This window comes from Rhizobium sp. P2_G9 (assembly GCF_056403475.1).
Map to the genome: position 1 here is coordinate 156,081 of NZ_JBFUFK010000015.1, position 22,434 is coordinate 178,514.

Consider the following 22,434-nt stretch of genomic DNA (forward strand, 5'->3'; position numbering starts at 1 on the left):
TCTTTTGTTTAAGGATGTGCGGGCGTATTCGCTGCGAAGCAACTTCAAAATCCAACTTTAACAAATCTTTCCGCTTGACACTTTTGGATCGTTCCAATTAAAACGCCATCGACAGCGGGCATCAGACCCGCGGAGGAAATCAGTCTATGGCCAGGGACAAGGTGACAGTTGTCGAGATCGCGCACGCCGCCGGCGTGTCGAAGTCGACCGTCTCGCTCGTCCTGCAAGGCTCGCCACTGGTCAACGAAATGACTCGCGCCAAGGTCAACCAAGTCATCCGCGAATTGGGCTATGTCTATAACCGCGGTGCGGCCAATCTGCGCCAGTCGAACGCCAAGTCGAAGATCATCGGCATCGTCGTCAACGATCTCACCAACTCCTTCTTTGCCGAACTGGCTGTTGGCGTCGACATGGTCGTCCAGTCGGCCGGCTATGTGCAGTTCCTTTCCAATTCCGGCGAAAGCATTGATCGTCAGCGCGAGGTGATCGCCTCGATGCGCGAGCACGGCATTTCCGGCCTGATCGTCTCGCCGGCGCGCGGTACTGAAGCCGCCGACCTGAAGCCATTGGTCGCCGCGGGCATTCCGGTCGTCGTCGTCGTCCGCAATGTGCCCGGCGCGAAAGTCTCGTCACTGATGTCGGACAACCATGCCGGCGCCTTTGCCTCTGTCGAACATCTGGCCGGTCTCGGGCATCGCCGTATCGCCTTCCTTGGCGGTTTTCCGGACACGACAGTGTTCGCCGAGCGGATGGAAGGTTATCGCGATGCGCTCGCCAAGGCGGGCCTCGGCGTCGATGAAAGCCTGATCGTCGGCTCCGCCCCGTCGCGCGCCGGCGGCGTCGATGCCGTGACCCGTGCGATGCTGCTGCCCAATCCGCCGACCGCGGCCATGTGCTTCAATGATGCGGTGGCCTTCGGCGTCTGCGATGGGCTGAGGGCGAAGCGGCTGGAACCGGGCGTGGATTTTGCCGTCATCGGCTTCGACGACGTGATCGAGGCCAAGACGGCGGTGCCGGCGCTGACCACTGTATCGGTCGACCCGCAGGGCATGGGCCGCCGCGCCGCGCAATTGCTGCTCAAGCAGATAAGCGCCGGCAAGGCCGAACCGGAGGCGCTGACGGGCTCCGTACGGTTGGTCGTGCGCGAGTCAAGTATGGGCGGCTTGAATGAGGGAAGGAAACGGGCATGACGCGCTGGGGTCTGATCGGGGCGAGCACGATCGCTCATGAATGGGTGATCGGCGCCATCCGCGCCACCGGCGGCGAGATCGTCTCGGTGATGAGCACCAATGCCGAGCGCGGCGCGAAATATGCGGCCGACCACGGTATTGCCAAATCGGTCACCAGCCTTTCGGACCTCGTCGACGATCCCGCAATCGACGCCGTCTATATTTCCACGACCAATGAATTGCATCGCGACCAAGCGATTGCTGCCGCCAAGGCTGGCAAGCATATCCTCTGCGAGAAGCCGCTCGCCATGTCGCTTGTCGATGCCAGGGCGATGGTCAAGGCGGCAAAGGATGCCGGCGTCGTGGTCGCCACCAACCATCATCTGCGCAATGCTGCCAGCCATCGCGCCATGCGCGATGCCATCGCCGCCGGCAAGATCGGCAAGCCGCTGTCGGCGCGTGTTTTCCACGCCGTCTACCTGCCGCCGCACTTGCAAGGCTGGCGGCTTGACCGGCCGGAGGCTGGCGGCGGCGTCATCCTCGACATCACCGTGCACGATACCGATACGCTGCGCTTCGTCCTCGGCGACGATCCGGTCGACGCGATCGCCTTCAGCCAGCGTGGCGGCATGGGCAAGGAAGGGCTGGAGGATGCGGTCATGGGGGTGATGCGCTTCAAATCCGGCGTCATCGCCCAGTTCCATGATGGCTTTACCACCAGGTTTGCCGAAACCGGCTTCGAGGTGCATGGCACCGAGGGGTCGCTGGTGGCGCGCAACGTCATGACGCAGAAGCCCCTCGGCACCGTCACCCTGCGCAATGCCGAGGGCGAGCAGGACCTAAAGCTCGATGGCCGCAACCTCTATGAAACCGCGTTGGAAGCCTTCCACAGTGCCATCGCCGGCAAGGGTAAGCCCTCGGCTACTGGCGAGGACGGCGTCTGGTCGCTTGCGGCTGGCCTTGCCGTGGTCGAAGCCGCCAAGACCGGCCATGCCGTGAAAATCGAACCTGGACTTTGAGACTGAAACGAATGAGCAAGCACATCACCCTAGACGAAGCAGCCAGACTGATCCCGGACGGAGCCGTCGTCTCCGTTTCGTCGTCGAGCGGGCTTGGTTGCCCGGATGCGATGCTGAAAGCGATCGGCGAACGCTTCGATTCCTGCGGCCAGCCGAAGGACATCACCACGCTGCACCCGATCGCTGCCGGCGACATGAGCGGCATCAAGGGCGTCGACTATATCGCCAAGAAAGGATTGCTCAAAAAAGTCCTCGGCGGCTCCTATCCCTCCGGCCCATCGACGGCCGAGCCGCCATTGATCTGGCGGATGATCACCGGCAACGAGATTCCCGCCTACAATATCCCGTCGGGCATCATGTTCGACATGCACCGCGAGGCCGCCGCCAAGCGTCCGGGTGTGATCACCAAGATCGGCATGGACACGTTCGTCGATCCGTCGCGCCAGGGCTGCGCCATGAATGACAAGGCCGCGGCCGAGCCGATCGTGAAAAAAATCGAGTTCGACGGCCAGGACTGGCTCTATTTCCCCGTCATCGTGCCACAGGTGGCGATCATCCGCGCCACCACGGCTGACGAACGCGGCAACCTGACCTATGAGCATGAAGGCGCCTATCTCGGCGGCCTCGACCAGGCGCTCGCCGTCCGCAACAATGGCGGCATCGTCATTGCCCAGGTCAAGCGCATCACCAAAGAGGGTTCGCTCAAGCCGCATGACGTGCGGGTGCCGGGCATGCTGGTCGACTATGTCGTGGTCGATCCCGACCAGAAGCAGACGACGCAGACGCTGTACGATCCCGCCATCTCGGGCGAAATCTTCCGCCCGCTCGACACCTTCCGGGTGCCGGAGTTCAACATCCAGAAGGTCATTGCCCGGCGCGTGGCGCAAGAACTGCAGGCTGGGAGTTGCGTCAATCTCGGCTTCGGCATTTCGGCCAATGTGCCGCGCATCCTGATGGAAGAGGGCCTGCACGGCTCGGTCACCTGGGTGATCGAACAGGGTGCGGTCGGCGGCGTGCCGCTTCTGGATTTCGCCTTCGGCTGCGCCTCCAATGCCGATGCCTACATGCCGTCGCCCTACCAGTTCACCTATTTCCAGGGTGCCGGCTTCGACGCCTCGCTACTTTCCTTCCTCGAAATTGGCCGCGACGGCTCGGTCAATGTCTCGAAACTCTCGTTCCGGCCGCATGTGACGGCCGGTGCCGGCGGCTTCGTCGACATCACTGCGCGCGCCAAGAAGATCGTCTTCTCCGGCATGTTCAATGCCGGCGCCAAGCTCGGCATCGAGGCCGGCAAGCTGGTGATCGAGAAGGAAGGCAAACTCAAGAAGCTGGTCAACGAGGTCGAGCACGTCACCTTCTCGGGAAAACGCGCCGTCGAGCAGGGCCAGGACATTACCTATGTCACCGAGCGCTGCGTGATGAAGCTGACGCTGGAAGGCATCTTACTGACCGAGATCGCACCAGGTGTTGACCTGCAGACCGCCATTCTTGACCAGTCGGAATTCCCGCTAATCGTGTCTGACAATCTTAGGGTTATGGATGCTGCGCTGTTCGCAGAGGATTTGATCGGTCTTTCCCTGCCGACAAAGCCGATCCGTACGTTAGAGGCGGCCCATGTCTGAGAAGACGGTTCGCATCGACATTGACGGCCCGGTGGCGGTGATGACCGTTTCGCGGCCTGAGCGGCTGAACGCGCTCGACATCGATATGCTCAAGGCGCTGGGCGCCGCCTGTGATGAAGTCGAAGCCAATCTCGACATCCGCGTGGCGATCATCACCGGCGAGGGCAAGGCGTTTTCCGCCGGCGGCGACATCAAGGCCTGGGGCGGGATGCCGCCCCAGGAGTTCGGGCATGGCTGGGTGCGTCTCGGCCATCGCGTCTTCGAACGGCTGGCAAGCCTGCGCATGCCGGTGATCGCCGCGCTCAACGGCCACGCGCTGGGCGGCGGGCTCGAACTGGCCGGATGCGCCGATATCCGCATCGCCGAAAGCCAGATCAAGATCGGCCTGCCGGAAACCGGCCTCGGCATGGTGCCTGGCTGGTCCGGCACGCAGCGGCTGGTCAAACGCTTCGGTGCCCAGATCGTCCGCCGCATGGCGCTGGGCGGCGAGATGTTTTCCGCCGAAGAGGGCAGGGCGAACGGCCTTGTCGATGCCGTGGTCGAGACCGGCACATCGCTGGCCGCCGCCAGGGACTATGCGGCGCGCGTCGCCGCCCGCGGCCCGGCGGCACTCGAAATTGCAAAACTCATGATCGCGGTCGCCAATGGCGAGGACAATGGTTCCGGCGTCGAGGCGCTCGGCTCCATGCTGGTCTCCAAGACCGGCGACCTCAAGGAAGGCGTTGCCGCCTTCACCGGCAAACGCACTGCGACCTTCAAGGGAGAATGGTAATGACCATCCAGATCCGTCCGCAAACATTGAACGACCTCGCCGTCCGTGACTTCAACATGCTGATCGACGGCAAATGGACCGCCGGCAGCGAGGGCAAAACGATCGAGCGCGTGGCGCCGAGCCACGGCGTGCTGGTCAGCCGCTACCAGGCTGCCACCAAGGCCGATACCGAGCGCGCCATTGAGGCCGCCCGCAAAGCTTTTGACGATGGCCGCTGGTCGAATCTCACCGCCGGACAGCGCTCCAACATGCTGCTGAGGGCTGCCGACCTGATCGAGAAGCGCATCGAGGAACTGGCCTTTCTCGACGCCATCGAAGCCGGCAAGCCGATCAGCCAGTGCCGTGGCGAGATGGCCGGCGCCGTCGATATCTGGCGCTATGCCGCGACGCTCGCCCGCAACCTTTATGGCGAGAGCTACAACAATCTCGGCGAAGGTACGATGGGTGTCGTGCTGCGCGAGCCGATCGGCGTCGTCTCGATCATTACGCCGTGGAATTTCCCCTTCCTGATCGTCAGCCAGAAACTGCCTTTCGCGCTGGCTGCCGGCTGCACTGCGGTGGTGAAGCCCTCCGAACTCACCTCGGGCTCGACGCTGATCCTGGGCGAAATCCTCGCTGAAGCCGGCGTGCCGGATGGCGTCGTCAACATCCTCGTCGGCACCGGGCCAGAAGTCGGCGCGGTCATGACCAGGCATCCGGATGTCGACATGATCTCCTTCACCGGCTCGACCGGCATTGGCCGCCTGACCATGGCAAGTGCTGCCCAGCAACTGAAGAAAGTCTCACTGGAGCTCGGCGGGAAGAACCCGCAGATCGTTTTCCCGGACGCCAATCTCGACGAATTCATCGATGCCGCCGTGTTCGGCGCCTATTTCAACGCCGGCGAATGCTGCAATGCCGGCTCGCGGCTGATCCTGCACAAGGACGTCGCCAAGGACGTCACGGCACGCATTGCCGAGCTCTCGACCAAGGTCAAGGTCGGCGACCCACTCGATCCGTCGACGCAGGTGGGCGCGATCATCACGCCGCAGCATCTCAGCAAGATCGAGGGCTACGTGGCCGGCGCTTCCAAGGATGGCGCGACGGTCCAGGCCGGCGGCGGCACGCTTGACCTCGGCATGGGCCAATATATGGCGCCGACCATTTTGTCCGGTGTCACGAAGGACATGGCCGTTGCCCGCGAAGAAGTCTTTGGTCCTGTCCTGTCGGTGCTGACCTTCGAGACAACCGAGGAGGCGATCCAGATCGCCAATTCCGTCGATTACGGCCTCTCCGCCGGCGTCTGGAGCAACAGTTTCGACACCTGCATGACCGTCGGCCGCAAGGTCCGCGCCGGCACGATCTGGATGAACACATTCATGGACGGCACGCCGGAACTCCCCTTCGGCGGCTTTCGCCAATCGGGTCTGGGCCGCGAACTCGGCAAACATGCGGTGGAAGACTATACCGAAACCAAGACGCTCAACATGCATATCGGCAAGCGCACAGGCTGGTGGATGCCGCGGTAACGAGGACTTGTTGGAGAGAGTTTGCGAGAGAAAGGAGGGAGGAGATGGCTGAATTGGTAGTTGATTTTAGCGTGGCGTTGGCGGCTTGCTCCCGCTTCTCCCTAGCGGGGAGAAGGTGGCCCGAAGGGCCGGATGAGGGGGCTTCTTGCACCGACGGTGGCTGCCGCCCCCCTCATCGCCTCGCATTCGCTTGGCACTTCTCCCCGCTGGGGAGAAGAGGGAGCAAGCTCTCAGCCCGCCCCAAAAAACGGCGGCTCCGGTCGCAGCAGCACCTGCAACTGTCCCATATCCGTCTCGCCGGTGATGCGCTTCTGCAGAATGCGCCCCATATGCTCGCCGGTCGCGGTCAGGTCCTCATAGATGCTCTCCACCTTCGGCTGGATGGCCGACATCAGTTGCGAGGTCTGCTTGGCGACGATGTCGTATTCGACGCCGAGCGTCAGCCCGCAGTCGCTCATGCCGGTGATCGTGGCCAGTGCCGCGACCTCGCCGCCGCACATGAAGGCGTCGGGCGGATTGGGTTCACGGTGGCGTCGGGCGATCCGGTCGCGGATTTTGCCGGCGGGATGGTCGAGGTCGATCTCGGTGATGACTTCATAGGCGCAGCCGGCCTCGCGCACGGCGGTCATGAAGCCGTGCAGGATGTGGCTGCCGAAGCTGAAGCGCATCGGTCCGCTGATCAGCGCCGGCTTGCGGCGGCCCTTGGCGATCAGCCGCTTGGTTGCCTCATAGGTGAAGGTGAAATTGTCGTAATCGACATAAGGGTGCGGTGTCGAGAGCTCCGTTCGGCCATGCGTGACGAAGGGAAAATCGTGCTCCATCAGGAGCCGCACCCTGGGATCGAACGGCTCGGTGCGCGACATGATCAGCCCGTCGGCCATATGGTTGCGCATGATGTAGTTGACCGCATCGATATTGCTCGTATGCGGCAGGTTGGGCATGACGATCAGGTGATAGGCCGTGCCCTGCAGCGCCCGGGCAATGCCGGCCATGATCGAGGTGCCGTAGCCGAGAATTTCCTCATGCGGCTCCAGCAGGATGGCGATGACATTGGTGCGGCCAGTCTTCAGACGCTGCGCGGCGCGGTCGGGAGAATAGCCGACCTTGAGTGCGATCTCGCGCACCCGCTTGCGGGTCTCCTGGTTGATCACCGGGTCGTCCGACAGCGCCCGCGACACGGTGGTCACGGCAAGGCCTGCCATATCCGCAATGGTTCGCAATGTCGGCTTGCCGCTTCTGCGGGCTGGTCTGGTTGTGGTTGGGATGGGTACGCGAGACACGCTCGGCCTCTCCTCCAGGGGCGTCGAATGGGGCGGACACTAACCCGACATTGCAGCGCGCGCAACGCCGATCTGGAAACGTTTTAAATTTATTTGGAAAGCGTGCCGAATCTTTTGGCGGTGAAGAAAAAGAAAGCAAAAACAGACAGTAAGCGATGTAAACTTTGATACAAAAAGGCGGAATGTTGCTCTTGACTTGTTCGGGTTTATAACGTTTTAAATGACCCCCAGCGGCGTTCGCGCCGTGACTACCAAGGCCTTTGCACGGGGAGTGGATAGGCTTTTCAACGCGGATCTTCCGCTTTTATGAACTTGCAAACCGGGAGGAAAACGATGCGCAAGTTGTTGATGACGACAGCATTGGTGGCGATGACGGTGGCTGGCTTCGGTGCCGCCAAGGCCGCTGACGTGAAAGAAGTGCAGATGCTGCACTGGTGGACGTCCGGTGGCGAAGCCGCCGCGCTCAACGTGCTGAAGAAAGATCTCGCCAACGAAGGTTATGCCTGGAAGGACGTGCCGGTTGCCGGCGGCGGCGGTGATGCTGCCATGACCGCGCTCAAGGCCATGGTTGCCGCGGGCACCTATCCGACCGCTTCGCAGATGCTCGGCTACACCGTGCTCGACTATGCTCAGGCTGGCGTCATGGGCGACCTGACCGAGACCGCCAAGAAGGAAGGCTGGGACAAGGCCGTTCCGGCTGCCCTGCAGAAATTCGCCACCTATAACGGCAAGTGGGTCGCCGTTCCGGTCAATGTCCACTCCGTCAWCTGGCTGTGGATCAACAAGGCCGTCATGGAAAAGATCGGCGGCACCGAGCCGAAGAACTTCGATGACCTGATCGCCCTTCTCGACAAGGCCAAGGCTGCCGGCATCACCCCGCTGGCTCTCGGCGGTCAGGATTGGCAGGAAGCCACGATGTTCGACTCGATCGTGCTCTCCACCGGTGGTCCGGAATTCTACAAGAAGGCCATGAACGACCTCGACGAGGATTCGCTGAAGTCGGACACGATGAAGAAGTCCTTCGACAACCTCGCCAAGATCATCAAGTACACCGACGCGAACTTCTCGGGTCGTGACTGGAACCTGGCGACCGCCATGGTCATCAAGGGCGATGCTCTCGTTCAGGTCATGGGCGACTGGGCCAAGGGTGAATTCCGCGCCGCCAACAAGAAGGCCGGCGAGGACTTCCTTTGCTTCCGCTTCCCGGGCACCGACGGCAGCGTGATCTATAACTCCGACATGTTCGGCATGTTCAACGTTCCGGACGACCGCAAGGCCGCCCAGGTGGCACTCGCGACCGCGACGCTCTCCAAGAGCTTCCAGTCGGCCTTCAACGTGGTCAAGGGTTCGGTCCCGGCCCGCGTCGACGTTCCGGATACGGACTTCGATGCTTGCGGCAAGAAGGGCATGTCCGACCTGAAGAAGGCCAACGAAGGCGGCACGCTGTTCGGCTCGCTGGCCCAGGGCTATGGCGCTCCTCCGGCGATCGCCAATGCCTATAAGGACGTCGTGACCAAGTTCGTCCATGGCCAGATCAAGACCTCTGACGAAGCCGTCAAGCAGCTCGTCCAGGCCATTGACGACGCCAAGTAAGCGACGTTGATTGATCAGGGTTCCCCCGCGGCCATCGCGGGGGAATTCCAAGCGGGTTCCGAAAAGGTGTTCCACGGTTTTCCGACGAGAGCCTGCAACAGACAAACGAACTAAGCGGATGGTTCGTTGGCTTGCCAACGAAAGCCTGCTTAGCCCCATAGACGATAGGGGAGGAGACGAATCTCATGAGCACAGTCGCAACCACCGATCCGATCCTGACGCGCAGGCGCGCCACCGGGATCTCGCTCCGCACGCGGATGCAGGATGCGCTGCCGAAGATCGTGCTTGCCCCGAGTTTCGCCATCGTCCTGATCTTCGTCTACGGCTTCATCGTCTGGACAGCCTATCTCTCTTTCACCGATTCCAAGGCCTTCCCGTCTTACGCGATTAGTGGCTGGCGCAATTATAGCAAGCTGTGGCGCTGGACCTTCGAAAGCGACCCGCCATCGTCCTGGTATACGTCGATCACCAATATGGGGATTTTCGGCTTTCTCTATATCGGGATCTGCCTGAGCCTTGGCCTGCTGCTGGCTACGCTTCTCGACCAGAAGATCCGTGGCGAAGGCGTGCTGCGTCCGATCTTCCTTTATCCGATGGCGCTCTCCTTCATCGTCACCGGCGTCGCTTGGAAATGGTTTCTCGATCCCGGCCTCGGCCTCGAGCAGACGCTGCACCATCTCGGCTGGACGAATTTTCATTTCGACTGGATCAAGAACAAGGACTTCGTCATCTACACCGTCGTCATTGCCGGCGTCTGGCAGGCTTCGGGCTTTGTCATGGCCATGTTCCTCGCGGGCCTGCGCGGCATCGACGGCGAGATCATGAAGGCAGCACAGATCGATGGCGCCTCGGCCTTCCAGCTCTATCGGCGCATCATCATCCCGATGCTGAGGCCGGTCTTCCTATCCGCCTTTATCGTGCTCGCTCATATGGCGATCAAGTCCTACGACTTGGTCGTGGCGTTGACCTCCGGCGGTCCCGGCGGCTCGGCCTGGCTGCCGTCCAACTTCATGTATGAATATACTTTCAGGCGGAACCAGATGGCCGTCGGCTCAGCCAGCGCCATCATCATGCTGATGACCATCAGCGCGATCATCGTTCCCTATCTCTATTCCGAACTCAGGGAGAAGGCCCGATGAGCGCCGTTACCACGCAAGCTGTCGGCGTCCAGCCGGGCGGCGGCAAATGGGTCACCCGCGCCGTCATCTACGGCCTGCTGCTGATCTTCGCCGTCTTCTACCTGATGCCGCTCTTCGTCATGCTGGTCACCTCGTTCAAGACGATGGACGAGATCCAGAACGGCAATATGCTGGCGCTGCCGCAATCGCCGACCCTCGACCCCTGGTTCAAGGCCTGGGGCGAGGCCTGCGTCGGCCTCACTTGCGCCGGCATCAAGGGCTATTTCTGGAACTCGATCAAGATGGTGGTTCCAGCCGTGGCGATCTCGACTTTCCTCGGCGCGCTCAATGGCTATGTGCTGACCAAATGGCGTTTCCCCGGTGCGACGCTGGTGTTCGGCATGATGCTGTTTGCCTGCTTCATCCCGTTCCAGTCGGTGCTGATCCCGATGGCGACCATCCTCGGCAGCATCGGGCGTTTTGGCGCTACGCTGCAGCAGAATATCGGCACCAGCTTTGGCCTCGGCAATTCGACCGTCAACCTGGTCTTCGTTCACGTCGTCTATGGCCTGGGCTTCACGACGCTGTTCTTCCGCAATTACTACGAGGCTTTTCCGAGCGAACTGGTGAAAGCGGCTCAGGTCGATGGCGCAAGCTTCTTCCAGATCTTCCGCCGCATCATGCTGCCGAATTCGCTGCCGATCATCGTCGTCACCGTGATCTACCAGTTCACCAATATCTGGAACGACTTCCTGTTCGCCTCCGCTTACGCCGGCACGGGTGACTCCATGCCGATGACGGTGGCGCTCAACAATGTCGTCAACACATCCACCGGCGTGGTCGAATACAATGTCAACATGGCCGCGGCGATGATCGCCGCCGTGCCCACGCTTCTCGTCTATATCCTCGCCGGCCGCTATTTTGTGCGCGGTCTGATGGCGGGCGCCGTCAAAGGGTGATCGATCCATGGCTTTCCTCGAAATCTCTGACCTCAGGAAGCGCTTCGGCGCCGTCGAAATCCTCAAGGGGATCGATCTCGACCTTGAAAAGGGTGGCTTCCTCGTCCTCGTCGGCCCATCCGGCTGCGGCAAGTCCACTCTGCTCAACACCATTGCCGGCCTGGAATCGATCAGCTCGGGCGAAATCCGCGTCGACGGCAAGCCGATCAACGATCTGCACCCGTCCAAGCGCGACATCGCCATGGTGTTCCAGTCCTATGCGCTCTATCCGAACATGACGGTGGCCGGCAACATTTCCTTCGGCATGGAAATGCGCGGCGTGCCGGCCGAGGAGCGCAAGAAGGCGATCGACGACGTCGCCAAGGTGCTGCAGATCACCCATCTGCTCGACCGCAAGCCGAGCCAGCTTTCCGGTGGCCAGCGCCAGCGCGTCGCCATGGGCCGCGCTCTGGTGCGCGATCCCAAACTGTTCCTGTTCGACGAGCCGCTCTCCAACCTCGATGCGAAACTGCGTGTCGACATGCGCACCGAGATCAAGCGCCTGCACCACCGCATGAAGACGACCATCGTCTACGTGACACATGACCAGATCGAGGCAATGACGCTGGCGACCAAGATCGCCGTTCTTAAGGACGGAGTGCTGCAGCAGGCCGGCACGCCGGCGGAAATCTACAACAATCCGGCCAACATGTTCGTCGCCGACTTCATGGGATCGCCGGCGATGAACCTGATGACTGCCACGGTCGAGGATGGAGCCGCCGGTCTAACCGTTTCGCTCGAACGCCACGAGGGCGAACCGCTGAAACTGCCGGTCAATGGTGCGGCCAATGCGCTTGGCGCCTATAAGGGCAAGCAAATCGTGTTCGGCATACGCCCGGAAGCGCTGACCGACCCCGAAGGCGCGGACCACAATGCCAAGACTGTCGCCCAGGGCGATTGCTTGATCGAAGTGGTGGAGCCCGCCGGTTCGGACACTTTCGCCGTCATCAAGCTCGGCAAGAAAGAAGTCGTCGCCCGCCTGCGCGCCGATGCCAGGATCACCGCCGGGCATGTGGCGAAGCTCGCCTTTAATCTCGACAAGGCGGTCTATTTCGACCCAGCCACGCAAGCGCGGATCGCCTGATCGATGGACGAAACGCCCGATATCGTCATCATCGGCTCGGGCATTGGTGGCTCGACCGTCGCCTCCGGGCTTGCGGCCTCGGGCGCCAATATCCTGATCCTCGAAGCCGGCGATCACATCCCAGACCAGTTGGAGAACCGCGACCAGCGCGCCATCTTCCAGCGCGGTCATTTCCGCCCGAAGGAGATGTGGTACGAGCACGGTGGCGAACCGTTCAACCCTGGCAATTACTACAATGTCGGCGGCAATTCGAAATTCTACGGCGCGGTGCTGGTGCGCTACCGCCGCGAGGATTTTTTGGAAATGAAGCACCGCGAGGGCGTCTCGCCGGCCTGGCCGTTCCCTTACGAGGAACTGGAGCCATGGTATAGCCGCGCCGAACAGCTGTTCCAGGTGCGTGGTGCCTTGGGCCAGGACCCGACCGAGCCGCAGCATTCCGAGCCCTATCCCTTCCCGCCGGTGCCGGAAGAGCCGGCCATCGCCAGCGTTCGCGCCAAGTTGAAGGCGGTCGGCATGCATCCCTATTCGCTGCCGCTTGGCATCGACATCGAGCGCTGGCTCCGGAAGGCCAAGACGCCATGGGATGCGCATCCCAACAGTTTCGACGGCAAGATGGATGCCGAGACGACCGCGCTCGCCTATGCCCTGCAGCACAAGACGGTCAAACTGCAGGTGAAATCGCGCGTCACGCGGCTGGAGACATCGCCGGACGGCAGCCGCATCCAGACGGTGCATTACGAGCAGAGCGGCCAGCCGAAGAGCGTGTCGCCCAAGCTGGTGATCCTCTCGGCCGGTGCCGTGCAGTCTTCGGTGCTGCTGCTCCGCTCCGCCAATGACAAGTTCCCGAAGGGTCTGGCCAATTCCTCCGACCAGGTCGGCCGCAACTTCATGAACCACAATTCGAGTGCCATCCTGGCGATCTCGCCCTTCTACCGCAACGACTCTGTCTACCAGAAAACCTTTGGCTTCAACGATTTCTACCTTTCGGACGGAGAGGGCGGACCACCGCTCGGCAATATCCAACTGCTCGGTCGCGTTTCCGGCGCCATCCTCAAGGCCAATCTACCGAACGTGCCCGAATGGCTGCTGAACCAGATTTCGGCGCATGCGATCGATTTCTACGCCATGAGCGAGGATATTCCGCATCCCGAGAGCCGGATCATGGTCGACGGCGACAGGATCGTACTCAAATGGCATCGGACCAACTGGGACGCCCATCTGGACCTCGTCCGCAGGCTCAAGGGCGTGCTCAAGAAGGCCGGCTTCCCGATCGTGCTGTCCCGCCCCTTTGACAAGCGCACGCCCTCGCATCAGTGCGGCACGGTGAAGATCGGCAACGATCCGGAGACGTCCCCACTCGATGTCTTCTGCCGTTCGTATGACCACAAAAATCTCTTCGTTGTCGACGCCAGCTATCTGCCGACCTCGGCGGCCGTCAATCCGGCGCTCTCTGTGGCGGCGCAGGCTCTGCGCGTCGCTGATCATATTACCCGGACGGAGCTCGCGGCATGAGCGCCCGGCCTGTTGCAGTGATCACAGGCGGAGGCCGCGGCATCGGTCTCGGCGTGGCCAAGGCCCTGGCTGCAGACGGGTTTTCGATCGCGCTGACGGGGCTTGGTGCACCGGCGACGAATGATCCGGTGGTGGCCGAACTGGGTGCTGATGCCCTTTATGTCCAGTCCGATCTCGCCGACCTCGCCACCCACCAGCCAGCGATCGAAGCCATCCTCAGCCATTTCGGCCGCATGGATTGCCTGGTCAACAATGCCGGCATCGCCTCGCTCGTGCGCGGCGATTTCCTTGAACTCGACCCGGCCAATTTCGACACGATCGTCTCGGTGAACCTGCGCGGCACGATCTTCTTCACCCAGGCCGTGGTGAAGGCAATGTTGCAAGCGGATGCACCAAAAAATGCACGCTCCATCGTCAACATCACCTCGGTTTCTGCATCGCTGAGTTCGCCGGAACGGTTGGATTATTGTGTCACCAAGGCAGGCCTGTCGGCTTTCACGCAAGGGCTGGCGCTGCGGTTGGCGGAGACCGGCATTGGTGTCTTCGAGGTGCGGCCTGGCATTATCCGTAGCGACATGACGTCAAAGGTTTCGGCCAAATACGACGCACAGATCGCCGACGGCCTCGTGCCGATGAAACGCTGGGGCGAGCCGGCCGATATCGGTGCGATCGTGTCGGCGCTGGCGTCAGGAAAATTCGGCTTCGCCACCGGCTCGATCATCGACGCCGATGGTGGCCTGTCGATCGCAAGATTGTGAATTGAAATAGGAATTTGCGGCGCCGACCGCGGGCCCCCGTCTACCCCGCGGGGACAACATGACCTACGACTACATCATCACCGGCGCCGGCCCTGCCGGCTGCGTGCTCGCCAATCGCCTGACCGAAGACCCCAACATCAAGGTCCTGCTGATCGAAGCCGGCGGCGGCGACTGGAATCCGCTGTTTCACATGCCGGCCGGTTTCGCCAAGATGACCAAGGGCGTGGCGAGTTGGGGCTGGAGCACCGTGCCGCAGAAGCACATGAAGGGCCGCGTGCTGCGCTATACCCAGGCCAAGGTGATCGGCGGCGGCTCATCGATCAATGCCCAGCTCTACACCCGCGGCAATGCCGCCGACTACGATCTCTGGGCGAGCGAGGATAATTGCGCCGGCTGGGACTACCGCTCCGTTCTGCCCTATTTCAAGCGCGCCGAGGACAACCAGCGCTTCGCCGATGACTATCATTCCTATGGCGGTCCGCTCGGCGTCTCCATGCCGGTCTCGGCGCTGCCGATCTGCGACGCCTATATTCGCGCCGGCCAGGAACTCGGCATTCCCTACAATCATGATTTCAATGGCAAGCAGCAGGCCGGCGTCGGCTTCTATCAGCTCACCCAGCGCAATCGCGCGCGCTCTTCCGCCTCGCTGTCCTATCTCTCGCCGATCAAGGACCGAAAGAATCTCGAAATTCGGCTTGGTGCCCGCGTCGCCCGTATCGTGCTCGAAGGTCGCCGCGCCGTCGGCGTCGAAGTGGTGACCTCGAAGGGGTTCGAGATCATCCGCGCCAGCCGCGAAGTTCTGGTTTCCTCGGGCGCCATCGGCTCGCCAAAACTCCTGCTGCAATCCGGCATCGGCCCGGCCGACCACCTCCGCTCCGTCGGTGTCGAGGTCAGGCACGACCTGCCCGGTGTCGGTGGCAACATGCAGGATCATCTCGACCTGTTCGTGATCTGCGAATGCACCGGCGACCACACCTATGACGGCGTCGCCAAGCTGCATCGCACCCTCTGGGCAGGCATCCAGTATGTCCTGTTCAAGACCGGCCCGGTGGCGTCGAGCCTGTTCGAGACCGGCGGCTTCTGGTATGCCGACCCGAATGCCCGCTCGCCTGACATCCAGTTCCACCTCGGTCTCGGCTCGGGCATCGAGGCGGGCGTCGAGAAGCTGAAAAATGCCGGTGTGACGCTTAACTCCGCCTATCTGCATCCACGCTCGCGCGGCACCGTGCGGCTGCAATCCAGTGATCCGGCCGCCGCCCCGCTGATCGATCCGAATTACTGGTCCGACCCGCATGACAGAGTGATGTCGCTGGAAGGCCTGAAGGTTGCCCGCGAGATCATGCAGCAAGCGGCGCTGAAACCCTATGTCATGGCCGAGCGCCTGCCGGGCCCGAAATACCAGACGGATGAAGAACTGTTCGACTATGGCTGCGCCAACGCCAAGACGGACCACCACCCGGTCGGCACCTGCAAGATGGGCAGAGATGACATGGCCGTTGTCGGCCTCGACCTCAAAGTCCGCGGTCTCGAAGGCCTGCGCGTCTGCGACAGTTCGGTCATGCCGCGTGTGCCCTCGTGCAACACCAACGCCCCGACCATCATGGTGGGCGAGAAGGGCGCCGACATCATCCGCGAGCGCGAACCCTTGCCGCCGGCGATCTTCCAGCACGAGCGCAACGATCTTCGCCCGCGCGCACGCGCCACTGTCCGATGATATCAGGCGAACAGCAAGACCTGTACAAATCCGCAAAACGTGCCCTATGCTTGGGATAAAAAACAATTGGCAAGTAGCATGACCCTCAAGCAGAGATCACGCCGAGGCAGCGGCCGGCCGACGCTTTCCGACGTCGCCGATCGCGCCGGTGTCGGCTCAATCACGGTGTCGCGGGCACTGCGTGACCCGGAGCGGGTTTCGCCGGAACTGCGCGAGCGCATCGATCTTGCAGTCAAGGACCTGGGCTATGTGCTCAACCCGAATGCCCGGGCATTGGCCTCGGTGCGCGCCGACGTCATCGGCGTGCTGATCCCGTCGATGACCAACAACGTCTTTTCCGATGTTCTGCGCGGCATTCATGACGGACTTGGCGAGAGCGCGCTGCAGGTCCAGTTCGGCAACACCCACTATTCCGAGCGCGAGGAAGAGCGGCTCCTAAGAGTCTTCCTCAGCCAGCATCCTTCGGCACTGATAATCTCCGGCATCGATCAATCGCCGACGACGCGGCGGCTGATGGAGACGGCCGATTGTCCGGTCGTCCAGATCATGGAGATCGGGCCGGACCCGATCGACATGATGATCGGCTTTTCGCATTTCGAAGGCGGCAAGGGGGCGGCGCAGCATCTCATCGATGTCGGCTGCCAGCGCATCGGCTTCATCGGTGCGCGCATGGACCCGCGCTCGAACCGTCGCATGGAAGGCTACAAATCGGCCATGCAGGCTGCCGGCAAGTTCGACAGTCGGCTTGTCACCACCACGACCCAATCCTCGAGCGTCACTGTCGGCATGCGCCTGTTTCATGAGGCGATCGAGCGCGTGCCGGGGCTCGACGGCGTGGTCTGCAACAATGACGACATCGCACTCGGCGTGCTCTTCGCCTGCAACCGTTCCGGCATCGCCGTGCCGTCGCGCATGTGCATCGCCGGTTTCAACGATCTGGAAATGATGGAAGCGGCCTATCCGCCGATCACCAGCGTGCGCACGCCGCGCTACGAGATCGGCCGTCGCGCCATTGCCATGGCCTTGGCCGAGCTCAATGGCCAGACGGTCAGGGACCGCATCGTCGACCTTGGCTTCGAACTAAGAATCCGCGCCAGCACGCTGCGTTGATATAGTCGCGTGAGCTGCGGCGGACGCCCCTTTACAATTGGTTTTGGTAGCGCTACCATCCTTTCCCATGACGCCGAGGGAGAGGAGCCCGGGGGCGTCTAAGGCTTGCCTAAAACGATACGATACCCAGACACCGGGGCCGAGTGCTCCAGTTCCTTTGGAGCGTGCCTGGCGGCGGATGGTCGACGGCCGGTCTTGGCAACATTTGGGAGGAATTCAATGATCAAGACTATCGTCGGCGGCTTTGCTGCCGCTGCTGTATTCGCGCTCATGGCGACGACTTCAGCTCATGCCGCAGGACCGAAAATCGTCAAGGGACCGTCAGCGGATCCGGAATGCTTCGTGCCCTGGTCGGACAAGACCAAGTTCTTCCAGTTCAAGAAAAAGAAAGGCCCATATCGGATCGCGCTCGCCAACGGCTACATCGCCAATACCTGGCGCATCCAGATGATCCAGACTGCCAAGGCCTATGCGTCGCAGCCGGACGTCAAGGCCAAGCTCAAGGAATTCAAGGTCGTCTCGACCGGCGAAGACGTGCCTGCGCAGCTCGCCGCGATCAACAACTTCATCGATTCCGGCTATGATGCGATCGTCGTCAACGCACAGAATCCGACTGCCTTCGGACCGGTGATCAAGCGCGCCAAGAAGGCGGGTGTCGTGCTCGTCGCTTTCGACAATATCCTCGACACGCAGGATGCGATCAACGTCAATGTCGACCAGAAGGGCCTCGGCGCGCTCTGGGCCAAGTGGATCGTCGACCACGTCCCCAATGGCGGCAAGGTGCTGGAAGTGCGTGGCGTTCCCGGCACGTCTGTCGATACCGACCGCCACAACGGCATCAAGGAGACGTTCGATGCCAGTGGCAAGAAATGGGACGTCGTCGAAGTGCTCGGCAAATGGGATGACCCGACCGCGCAGAAGGCAACCGCCGATGCGATCGCCGTGCACAAGAAGTTCGACGCCATCACTGCACAGGGTGGTGACACCGGCGTCGTGCAGGCGATGATCGATGCCAAGCATCCGTTCGTGCCATTCGGCGGCGAAACCGAGAATGGCTTCCGCAAGTTCTGCGCCAAATTTGCCGGCGATGGCCTGAAATGCTCGTCAGCGGGCACCGGCCCGGCACAGGTCGCGGTTGCCATCAAGACGGCGATCGCAGCACTTGAGGGTGAAGTTGTGCCGCAGTCGGTCAAGCTGCCGCTCGCTATCGTCGAAGACCCGAACTTCAAGGCGGATCAGGATTACTATCCGAAGCAGTCCGACAATTTCTTCGTCGGCAACTCCTTCCCGACCTGCAAGATCAACTTCTCTGCCCAGGAAATCATGGGCCAGACGAAGGAAAACCAGTGAGCTCTTGCTGGTTCGCTTGAAATAGGTACCGCGGGCGAAAGCCCGCGGTGAAGGCACGTCTCTCAGGATGTCGCTTATGGCGCGAAGCCCCCTCCCCACAAGGGGGAGGGGCTTAACCCGCGGCACCGCTATGCCCCGATTGAGGCAGGGAGCAAGCCGCAAGTCTTCTCCTCCCTTGTGGGGGAGATGGCCGGCAGGCCAGAGAGGGTCTTTGCTACAGGCGATAACCCTTCCCTTGAGAATGGCTGCCCTTGGATGAACTCAGGCCCCCAGAGCGGGCCGCTCCCTGAAGCAGTGAAACGGATAGTACATGGCCGTAGCAGAGTCAGAAACCACCACGCCGCTTTTCCGTATGGAAGGCATTTCGAAGCGCTATGGCGGCGTACGGGCTTTGGAGAATGCGTCTCTGGACGTTCACGCCGGCCGCATCCATGCCATTCTCGGCGAGAACGGCGCCGGTAAATCGACGCTGATTAAGATCATGTCCGGCGTCGTTGCTCCGGATGAAGGCCGCATGCTGATGGAGGGCCGCGATGTCCGCTTCCGCTCACCGGCCGAGGCGGCGCGCGCCGGCATTGCCTGCGTCTTTCAGGAACTGTCGCTGATCCCCGACCTTTCCGTCGCTGACAACATCTCCATTTCCAACCCGCCAAAGCATTTCGGCCTCATCGACCGCGGCGCCCAACGTGCCATTGCCGAGGAGGCGCTGGCGCGCGCGGGAGCCGAGGACATTCACCCCCGCGCCATGATCCGCGACCTGCCGCTGTCACGCCGGCAGATGGTCGAAATCGCCAAGGCACTCGCCTGGCGGCCGCGTGTTCTGATCCTCGACGAGGCGACATCGGCGCTAACGGCAAGCGACGTCACCAAGGTGTTCGCGGTGCTGAAGCGCCTGCGCGGCGAGGGACTGGCACTGCTTTATATATCGCACCGCATGCACGAGATCGCCGAACTGGCCGATGATTGCACCGTGTTCCGCAACGGCCGCCGTGTCGAAGGCTACAAATACGGTACCAAGAGCGACAACGAAGTGGTCGAGATGATGATCGGCCGCGAATATTCCAATGTCTTTCCGCCCAAGCCGCCGCGTCATGAGATCGGCATACCGGTGCTGGAATGCCGGGACCTCGGTTGGACCGACCGGCTCAACAACATTTCTTTCAAGATCGGCAAGGGCGAGATCGTCGGCCTTGGCGGCCTTGATGGCCAGGGCCAGCGCGAGCTGCTGCTGGCACTGTTCGGCGTGCTGCGCGGCACCACCGGCAGCATCGCCATCGACGGCAAGCCGGTGAGCCTGAACAGCCCCGCCCAGGCGCGCGACGAACGCAACGGCATGGCGCTGATCCCCGAGGATCGCAAGACCGAAGGCCTGATGCTGCCGATGACGGTGCGCGAAAACCTCTCCTTCGCCAATCTCGACCGCATGTCCAATGCCGGCATCATCGATCGCCCGAAGGAAAACGACCTGCTCGACCGGATGATCAAGCTGCTCGCCATCAAAACCGCCGGAGCGGACATCCCGGTCGGTACGCTGTCGGGCGGTAACCAGCAGAAAGTGGTGATTGCCAAATGGCTGATGCGCGATCCCCGCATCATCCTGCTCAACGATCCCACCCGCGGCATCGATGTCGGCACCAAGCAGGAGATCTATCAGCTGCTTCGCCGGCTCGCCGACGCCGGCGCATCCATTCTTTTCTATTCGACCGACTATGACGAGTTGATCGGCTGCTGTGACCGCGTGCTGGTTCTCTATGACGGCCGCGTCGTGCGCGAGCTGGAAGGCGAGGGGATGACCGAACATGCATTGATCGCCAGCGCGCTCAATGTCGAGAATGCGCCCAGACTGGAGACGGCCGGATGAAGGAATGGCGTTACTGGTTCAACGAACAACGCGGCACGCTGATGGGGCTGGCGCTGTTCCTGATCATGTTCACGATCTATATCGCCAACCATCCCGCCGGCTTCTCCGCCGACGTGGTCCAGACCGCTGCCAACAAGGGCGTGCTGCTCGCCTTCGTCGCCATGGCGCAGACACTGGTCGTGCTCACCGCCGGCATCGATCTCTCGGTCGGCATGGTCTTTATCCTGACCAATTGCCTTGCCTCCTATATCGTCGTTGGCGATGGATGGCAGACGACGATCGGCATCATCGGTGTCCTGCTCGCCGGCATGGCCTGTGGCGCGCTGAATGGTGGTCTGGTCATCTATGGCCGGCTTCAGCCGATCGTCGCCACTATTGCCACCTCGGCCATTTATTATGGCATCGCACTGCTGCTCCGCCCGATTCCCGGCGGCGAGACCAATGAAGACCTCGCGGATTTCATCACCGGCCAGACCTATGACGTCATCCCCACCAGCCTGATCCTGCTGCTGGTCGTCGTCATCGTGGTCTGGGTGCCGTTCCGCCGCTCCGTCTGGGGCCGCGCCGCCTATGCCGCCGGCTCTTCCGAGCAAGCGGCCTTCATGTCGGGCATGCCGATCCGGCGTGGCAAGTTTGCCGCCTATGTGCTCGGTGGCCTGTTCTCCGGTCTGGCTGGCCTGTTCCTGACATTCTCGACTTATTCGGGCGAGGCGGCTTATCAGTCCGGCGGCACCTATACGCTCTGGTCGATCGCCGCTGTCGTGCTCGGCGGCGTGTCGCTCTTCGGCGGGCGCGGCAGCGCCATCGGCGCGATCTTCGGAGCCTTTGCCGCCCGCACCACGGGTGACATGCTCTTCGTCTTCGACGTCGACCCGCTCTGGCAGCCACTGCTGCAAGGCATGGTGCTGGTGATCGCGATCAGCATCGGCGCCATCGGTCTCCTGCGTGTCCGCAACCGTTTGGAATGGTTTCAATGAGCGACATGACAGAAGAACGCGCGCCCTCGGCTCTCCGCCTGCCTGCCTTCCTTCGCCGCGTCGACCCGGCAGTGGCAACCGCCTTCGGCTGCATCATTCTGCTGCTGATCCTCGGTTCGCTCTATTCCAGCAATTTCCTGTCGCTCGAATATCTCGTGCAACAATTGAAGGTCGCCTCCTTCCTCGGTGTCGTCGCGGCGGGCATGATGCTGGTGATCCTGCTCGGCCAGATCGACCTTTCCGTGCCCTGGGTGATGACCATGGGCGCGATGATGGCCTGCGCCACCGCCGGCTTTGGGCTCACCGGCCATATCCTTTCCATCCCTGTCGGCGTGTTTTGCGGCGCGCTTTTCGGTCTGATCAACGGCTATGGCGTCGCCTATATGCGCATCCCGTCGATGATCGTCACACTGGCGACCAATGTGGTCGCGTCGGGACTGATGGTGCTCTATACCGGCGGCTTCTCGCCGCAGGATTCCGCCCCGCCCGCGGTGCGTTGGCTGGCGACCGGCTTCATCATTCCCGGCCTGCCGAATGCGGTGATCGTCTGGGCGATCGTCAGCGCGGTCATGGTCTTCCTCTATAGCCGCACCACCTATGGCCGCTCGATCTACGGCATCGGCAACAGCGAGCGCGCAGCCTATCTCTCCGGCCTCAACACCCGTCGCATCGTCATGACTGCCTTTGTCATCTCCGGCGCGCTCAGCGCTTTCGCCGGCGTGCTGGTGGCGGGCTATGCGTCCAAGGCCGCGCAGTCGATGGGCGACGCCTATCTCCTGCCTTCGATCGCGGCTGTCGTCTTGGGCGGCACGTCGATCCTCGGCGGCAAAGGCTCCTATCTTGGCACGATCGCCGGCGTCATCCTGATCACACTGCTGCAATCGATCCTGGCTGTGATGCAGATGCCGGAGGCAGGCCGTCAGATCATCTATGGCGTTGTCATCATCGTCATGTTGCTCCTCTACGGCCGCACCCCAGCCAGTCGCTAG

Annotated in this window: 18 protein-coding genes; 17 read left to right on the top strand and 1 reads right to left on the bottom strand. The window is 62.0% G+C overall.

Annotated features, from left to right (window positions below):
• Positions 1-146: 146 nt before the first annotated feature.
• The 5 genes from AC1DYF_RS15010 to AC1DYF_RS15030 are packed head-to-tail and all read left to right on the top strand — an operon-like array spanning position 147 to position 6,090.
• Positions 147-1,190, top strand: a complete 1,044-nt coding sequence (locus AC1DYF_RS15010; protein WP_477877525.1) for a LacI family DNA-binding transcriptional regulator — start codon at positions 147-149, stop codon at positions 1,188-1,190.
• On the top strand, positions 1,187-2,188 hold the full coding sequence (locus AC1DYF_RS15015) for a Gfo/Idh/MocA family protein (RefSeq protein WP_477877526.1): 1,002 nt from the start codon (positions 1,187-1,189) through the stop codon (positions 2,186-2,188). Before AC1DYF_RS15010 ends, AC1DYF_RS15015 begins: the two co-directional genes overlap by 4 nt.
• Before the next feature lie 11 nt (positions 2,189-2,199).
• Positions 2,200-3,810, top strand: coding sequence for an acyl CoA:acetate/3-ketoacid CoA transferase (locus tag AC1DYF_RS15020; protein ID WP_477877527.1), 1,611 nt, complete (start codon positions 2,200-2,202; stop codon positions 3,808-3,810).
• Positions 3,803-4,582: an enoyl-CoA hydratase/isomerase family protein gene (locus tag AC1DYF_RS15025; RefSeq protein ID WP_477877528.1), complete on the top strand. Its 780-nt coding sequence runs from the start codon at positions 3,803-3,805 to the stop codon at positions 4,580-4,582. The genes AC1DYF_RS15020 and AC1DYF_RS15025 overlap by 8 nt, the downstream gene beginning before the upstream one ends.
• Positions 4,582-6,090, top strand: coding sequence for an aldehyde dehydrogenase family protein (locus tag AC1DYF_RS15030; RefSeq protein ID WP_477877529.1), 1,509 nt, complete (start codon positions 4,582-4,584; stop codon positions 6,088-6,090). The genes AC1DYF_RS15025 and AC1DYF_RS15030 overlap by 1 nt, the downstream gene beginning before the upstream one ends.
• Before the next feature lie 230 nt (positions 6,091-6,320).
• Here the strand turns inward: AC1DYF_RS15030 and AC1DYF_RS15035 are convergent, their stop codons facing one another.
• Positions 6,321-7,370: a LacI family transcriptional regulator gene (locus AC1DYF_RS15035; RefSeq protein ID WP_477877530.1), complete on the bottom strand. Its 1,050-nt coding sequence runs from the start codon at positions 7,368-7,370 to the stop codon at positions 6,321-6,323.
• 333 nt (positions 7,371-7,703) lie between these two features.
• Between AC1DYF_RS15035 and AC1DYF_RS15040 the strand changes: the two genes are divergently transcribed.
• The 12 genes from AC1DYF_RS15040 (at position 7,704) to AC1DYF_RS15095 (ending at position 22,434) form a co-directional block, all read left to right on the top strand.
• Complete coding sequence (locus AC1DYF_RS15040) at positions 7,704-8,963, top strand: ABC transporter substrate-binding protein (RefSeq protein WP_477877531.1); 1,260 nt, start codon at positions 7,704-7,706, stop codon at positions 8,961-8,963.
• A gap of 185 nt (positions 8,964-9,148) precedes the next feature.
• Positions 9,149-10,102 (top strand): carbohydrate ABC transporter permease, encoded by a 954-nt coding sequence (locus AC1DYF_RS15045; protein WP_477877532.1) that lies wholly within the window; start codon positions 9,149-9,151, stop codon positions 10,100-10,102.
• The gene (locus tag AC1DYF_RS15050; RefSeq protein WP_477877533.1) at positions 10,099-11,040 is read left to right on the top strand and encodes a carbohydrate ABC transporter permease; all 942 of its coding nucleotides are present in this window, start codon (positions 10,099-10,101) and stop codon (positions 11,038-11,040) included. Before AC1DYF_RS15045 ends, AC1DYF_RS15050 begins: the two co-directional genes overlap by 4 nt.
• 7 nt (positions 11,041-11,047) lie before the next feature.
• Positions 11,048-12,163 carry an ABC transporter ATP-binding protein gene (locus AC1DYF_RS15055; protein WP_477877534.1) on the top strand — a complete coding sequence of 372 codons (1,116 nt, stop codon included), beginning with the start codon at positions 11,048-11,050 and terminating at the stop codon, positions 12,161-12,163.
• Positions 12,164-12,166: 3 nt separating this feature from the next.
• The gene (locus AC1DYF_RS15060) at positions 12,167-13,675 is read left to right on the top strand and encodes a GMC oxidoreductase (protein ID WP_477877535.1); all 1,509 of its coding nucleotides are present in this window, start codon (positions 12,167-12,169) and stop codon (positions 13,673-13,675) included.
• Positions 13,672-14,433 (top strand): 3-ketoacyl-ACP reductase, encoded by a 762-nt coding sequence (locus AC1DYF_RS15065; protein WP_477877536.1) that lies wholly within the window; start codon positions 13,672-13,674, stop codon positions 14,431-14,433. Before AC1DYF_RS15060 ends, AC1DYF_RS15065 begins: the two co-directional genes overlap by 4 nt.
• Before the next feature lie 58 nt (positions 14,434-14,491).
• The gene (locus AC1DYF_RS15070) at positions 14,492-16,147 is read left to right on the top strand and encodes a GMC family oxidoreductase (RefSeq protein ID WP_477877537.1); all 1,656 of its coding nucleotides are present in this window, start codon (positions 14,492-14,494) and stop codon (positions 16,145-16,147) included.
• A 78-nt stretch (positions 16,148-16,225) separates the two neighbouring features.
• On the top strand, positions 16,226-17,257 hold the full coding sequence (gene gntR / locus AC1DYF_RS15075; protein WP_477877538.1) for an HTH-type transcriptional regulator GntR: 1,032 nt from the start codon (positions 16,226-16,228) through the stop codon (positions 17,255-17,257).
• A gap of 219 nt (positions 17,258-17,476) precedes the next feature.
• Positions 17,477-18,607: a sugar ABC transporter substrate-binding protein gene (locus AC1DYF_RS15080; RefSeq protein WP_477877539.1), complete on the top strand. Its 1,131-nt coding sequence runs from the start codon at positions 17,477-17,479 to the stop codon at positions 18,605-18,607.
• Between the two features lie 310 nt (positions 18,608-18,917).
• Positions 18,918-20,468: a sugar ABC transporter ATP-binding protein gene (locus tag AC1DYF_RS15085; protein ID WP_477877540.1), complete on the top strand. Its 1,551-nt coding sequence runs from the start codon at positions 18,918-18,920 to the stop codon at positions 20,466-20,468.
• Positions 20,465-21,445: an ABC transporter permease gene (locus AC1DYF_RS15090; RefSeq protein ID WP_477877541.1), complete on the top strand. Its 981-nt coding sequence runs from the start codon at positions 20,465-20,467 to the stop codon at positions 21,443-21,445. The genes AC1DYF_RS15085 and AC1DYF_RS15090 overlap by 4 nt, the downstream gene beginning before the upstream one ends.
• Positions 21,442-22,434, top strand: a complete 993-nt coding sequence (locus tag AC1DYF_RS15095; protein ID WP_477877542.1) for an ABC transporter permease — start codon at positions 21,442-21,444, stop codon at positions 22,432-22,434. The genes AC1DYF_RS15090 and AC1DYF_RS15095 overlap by 4 nt, the downstream gene beginning before the upstream one ends.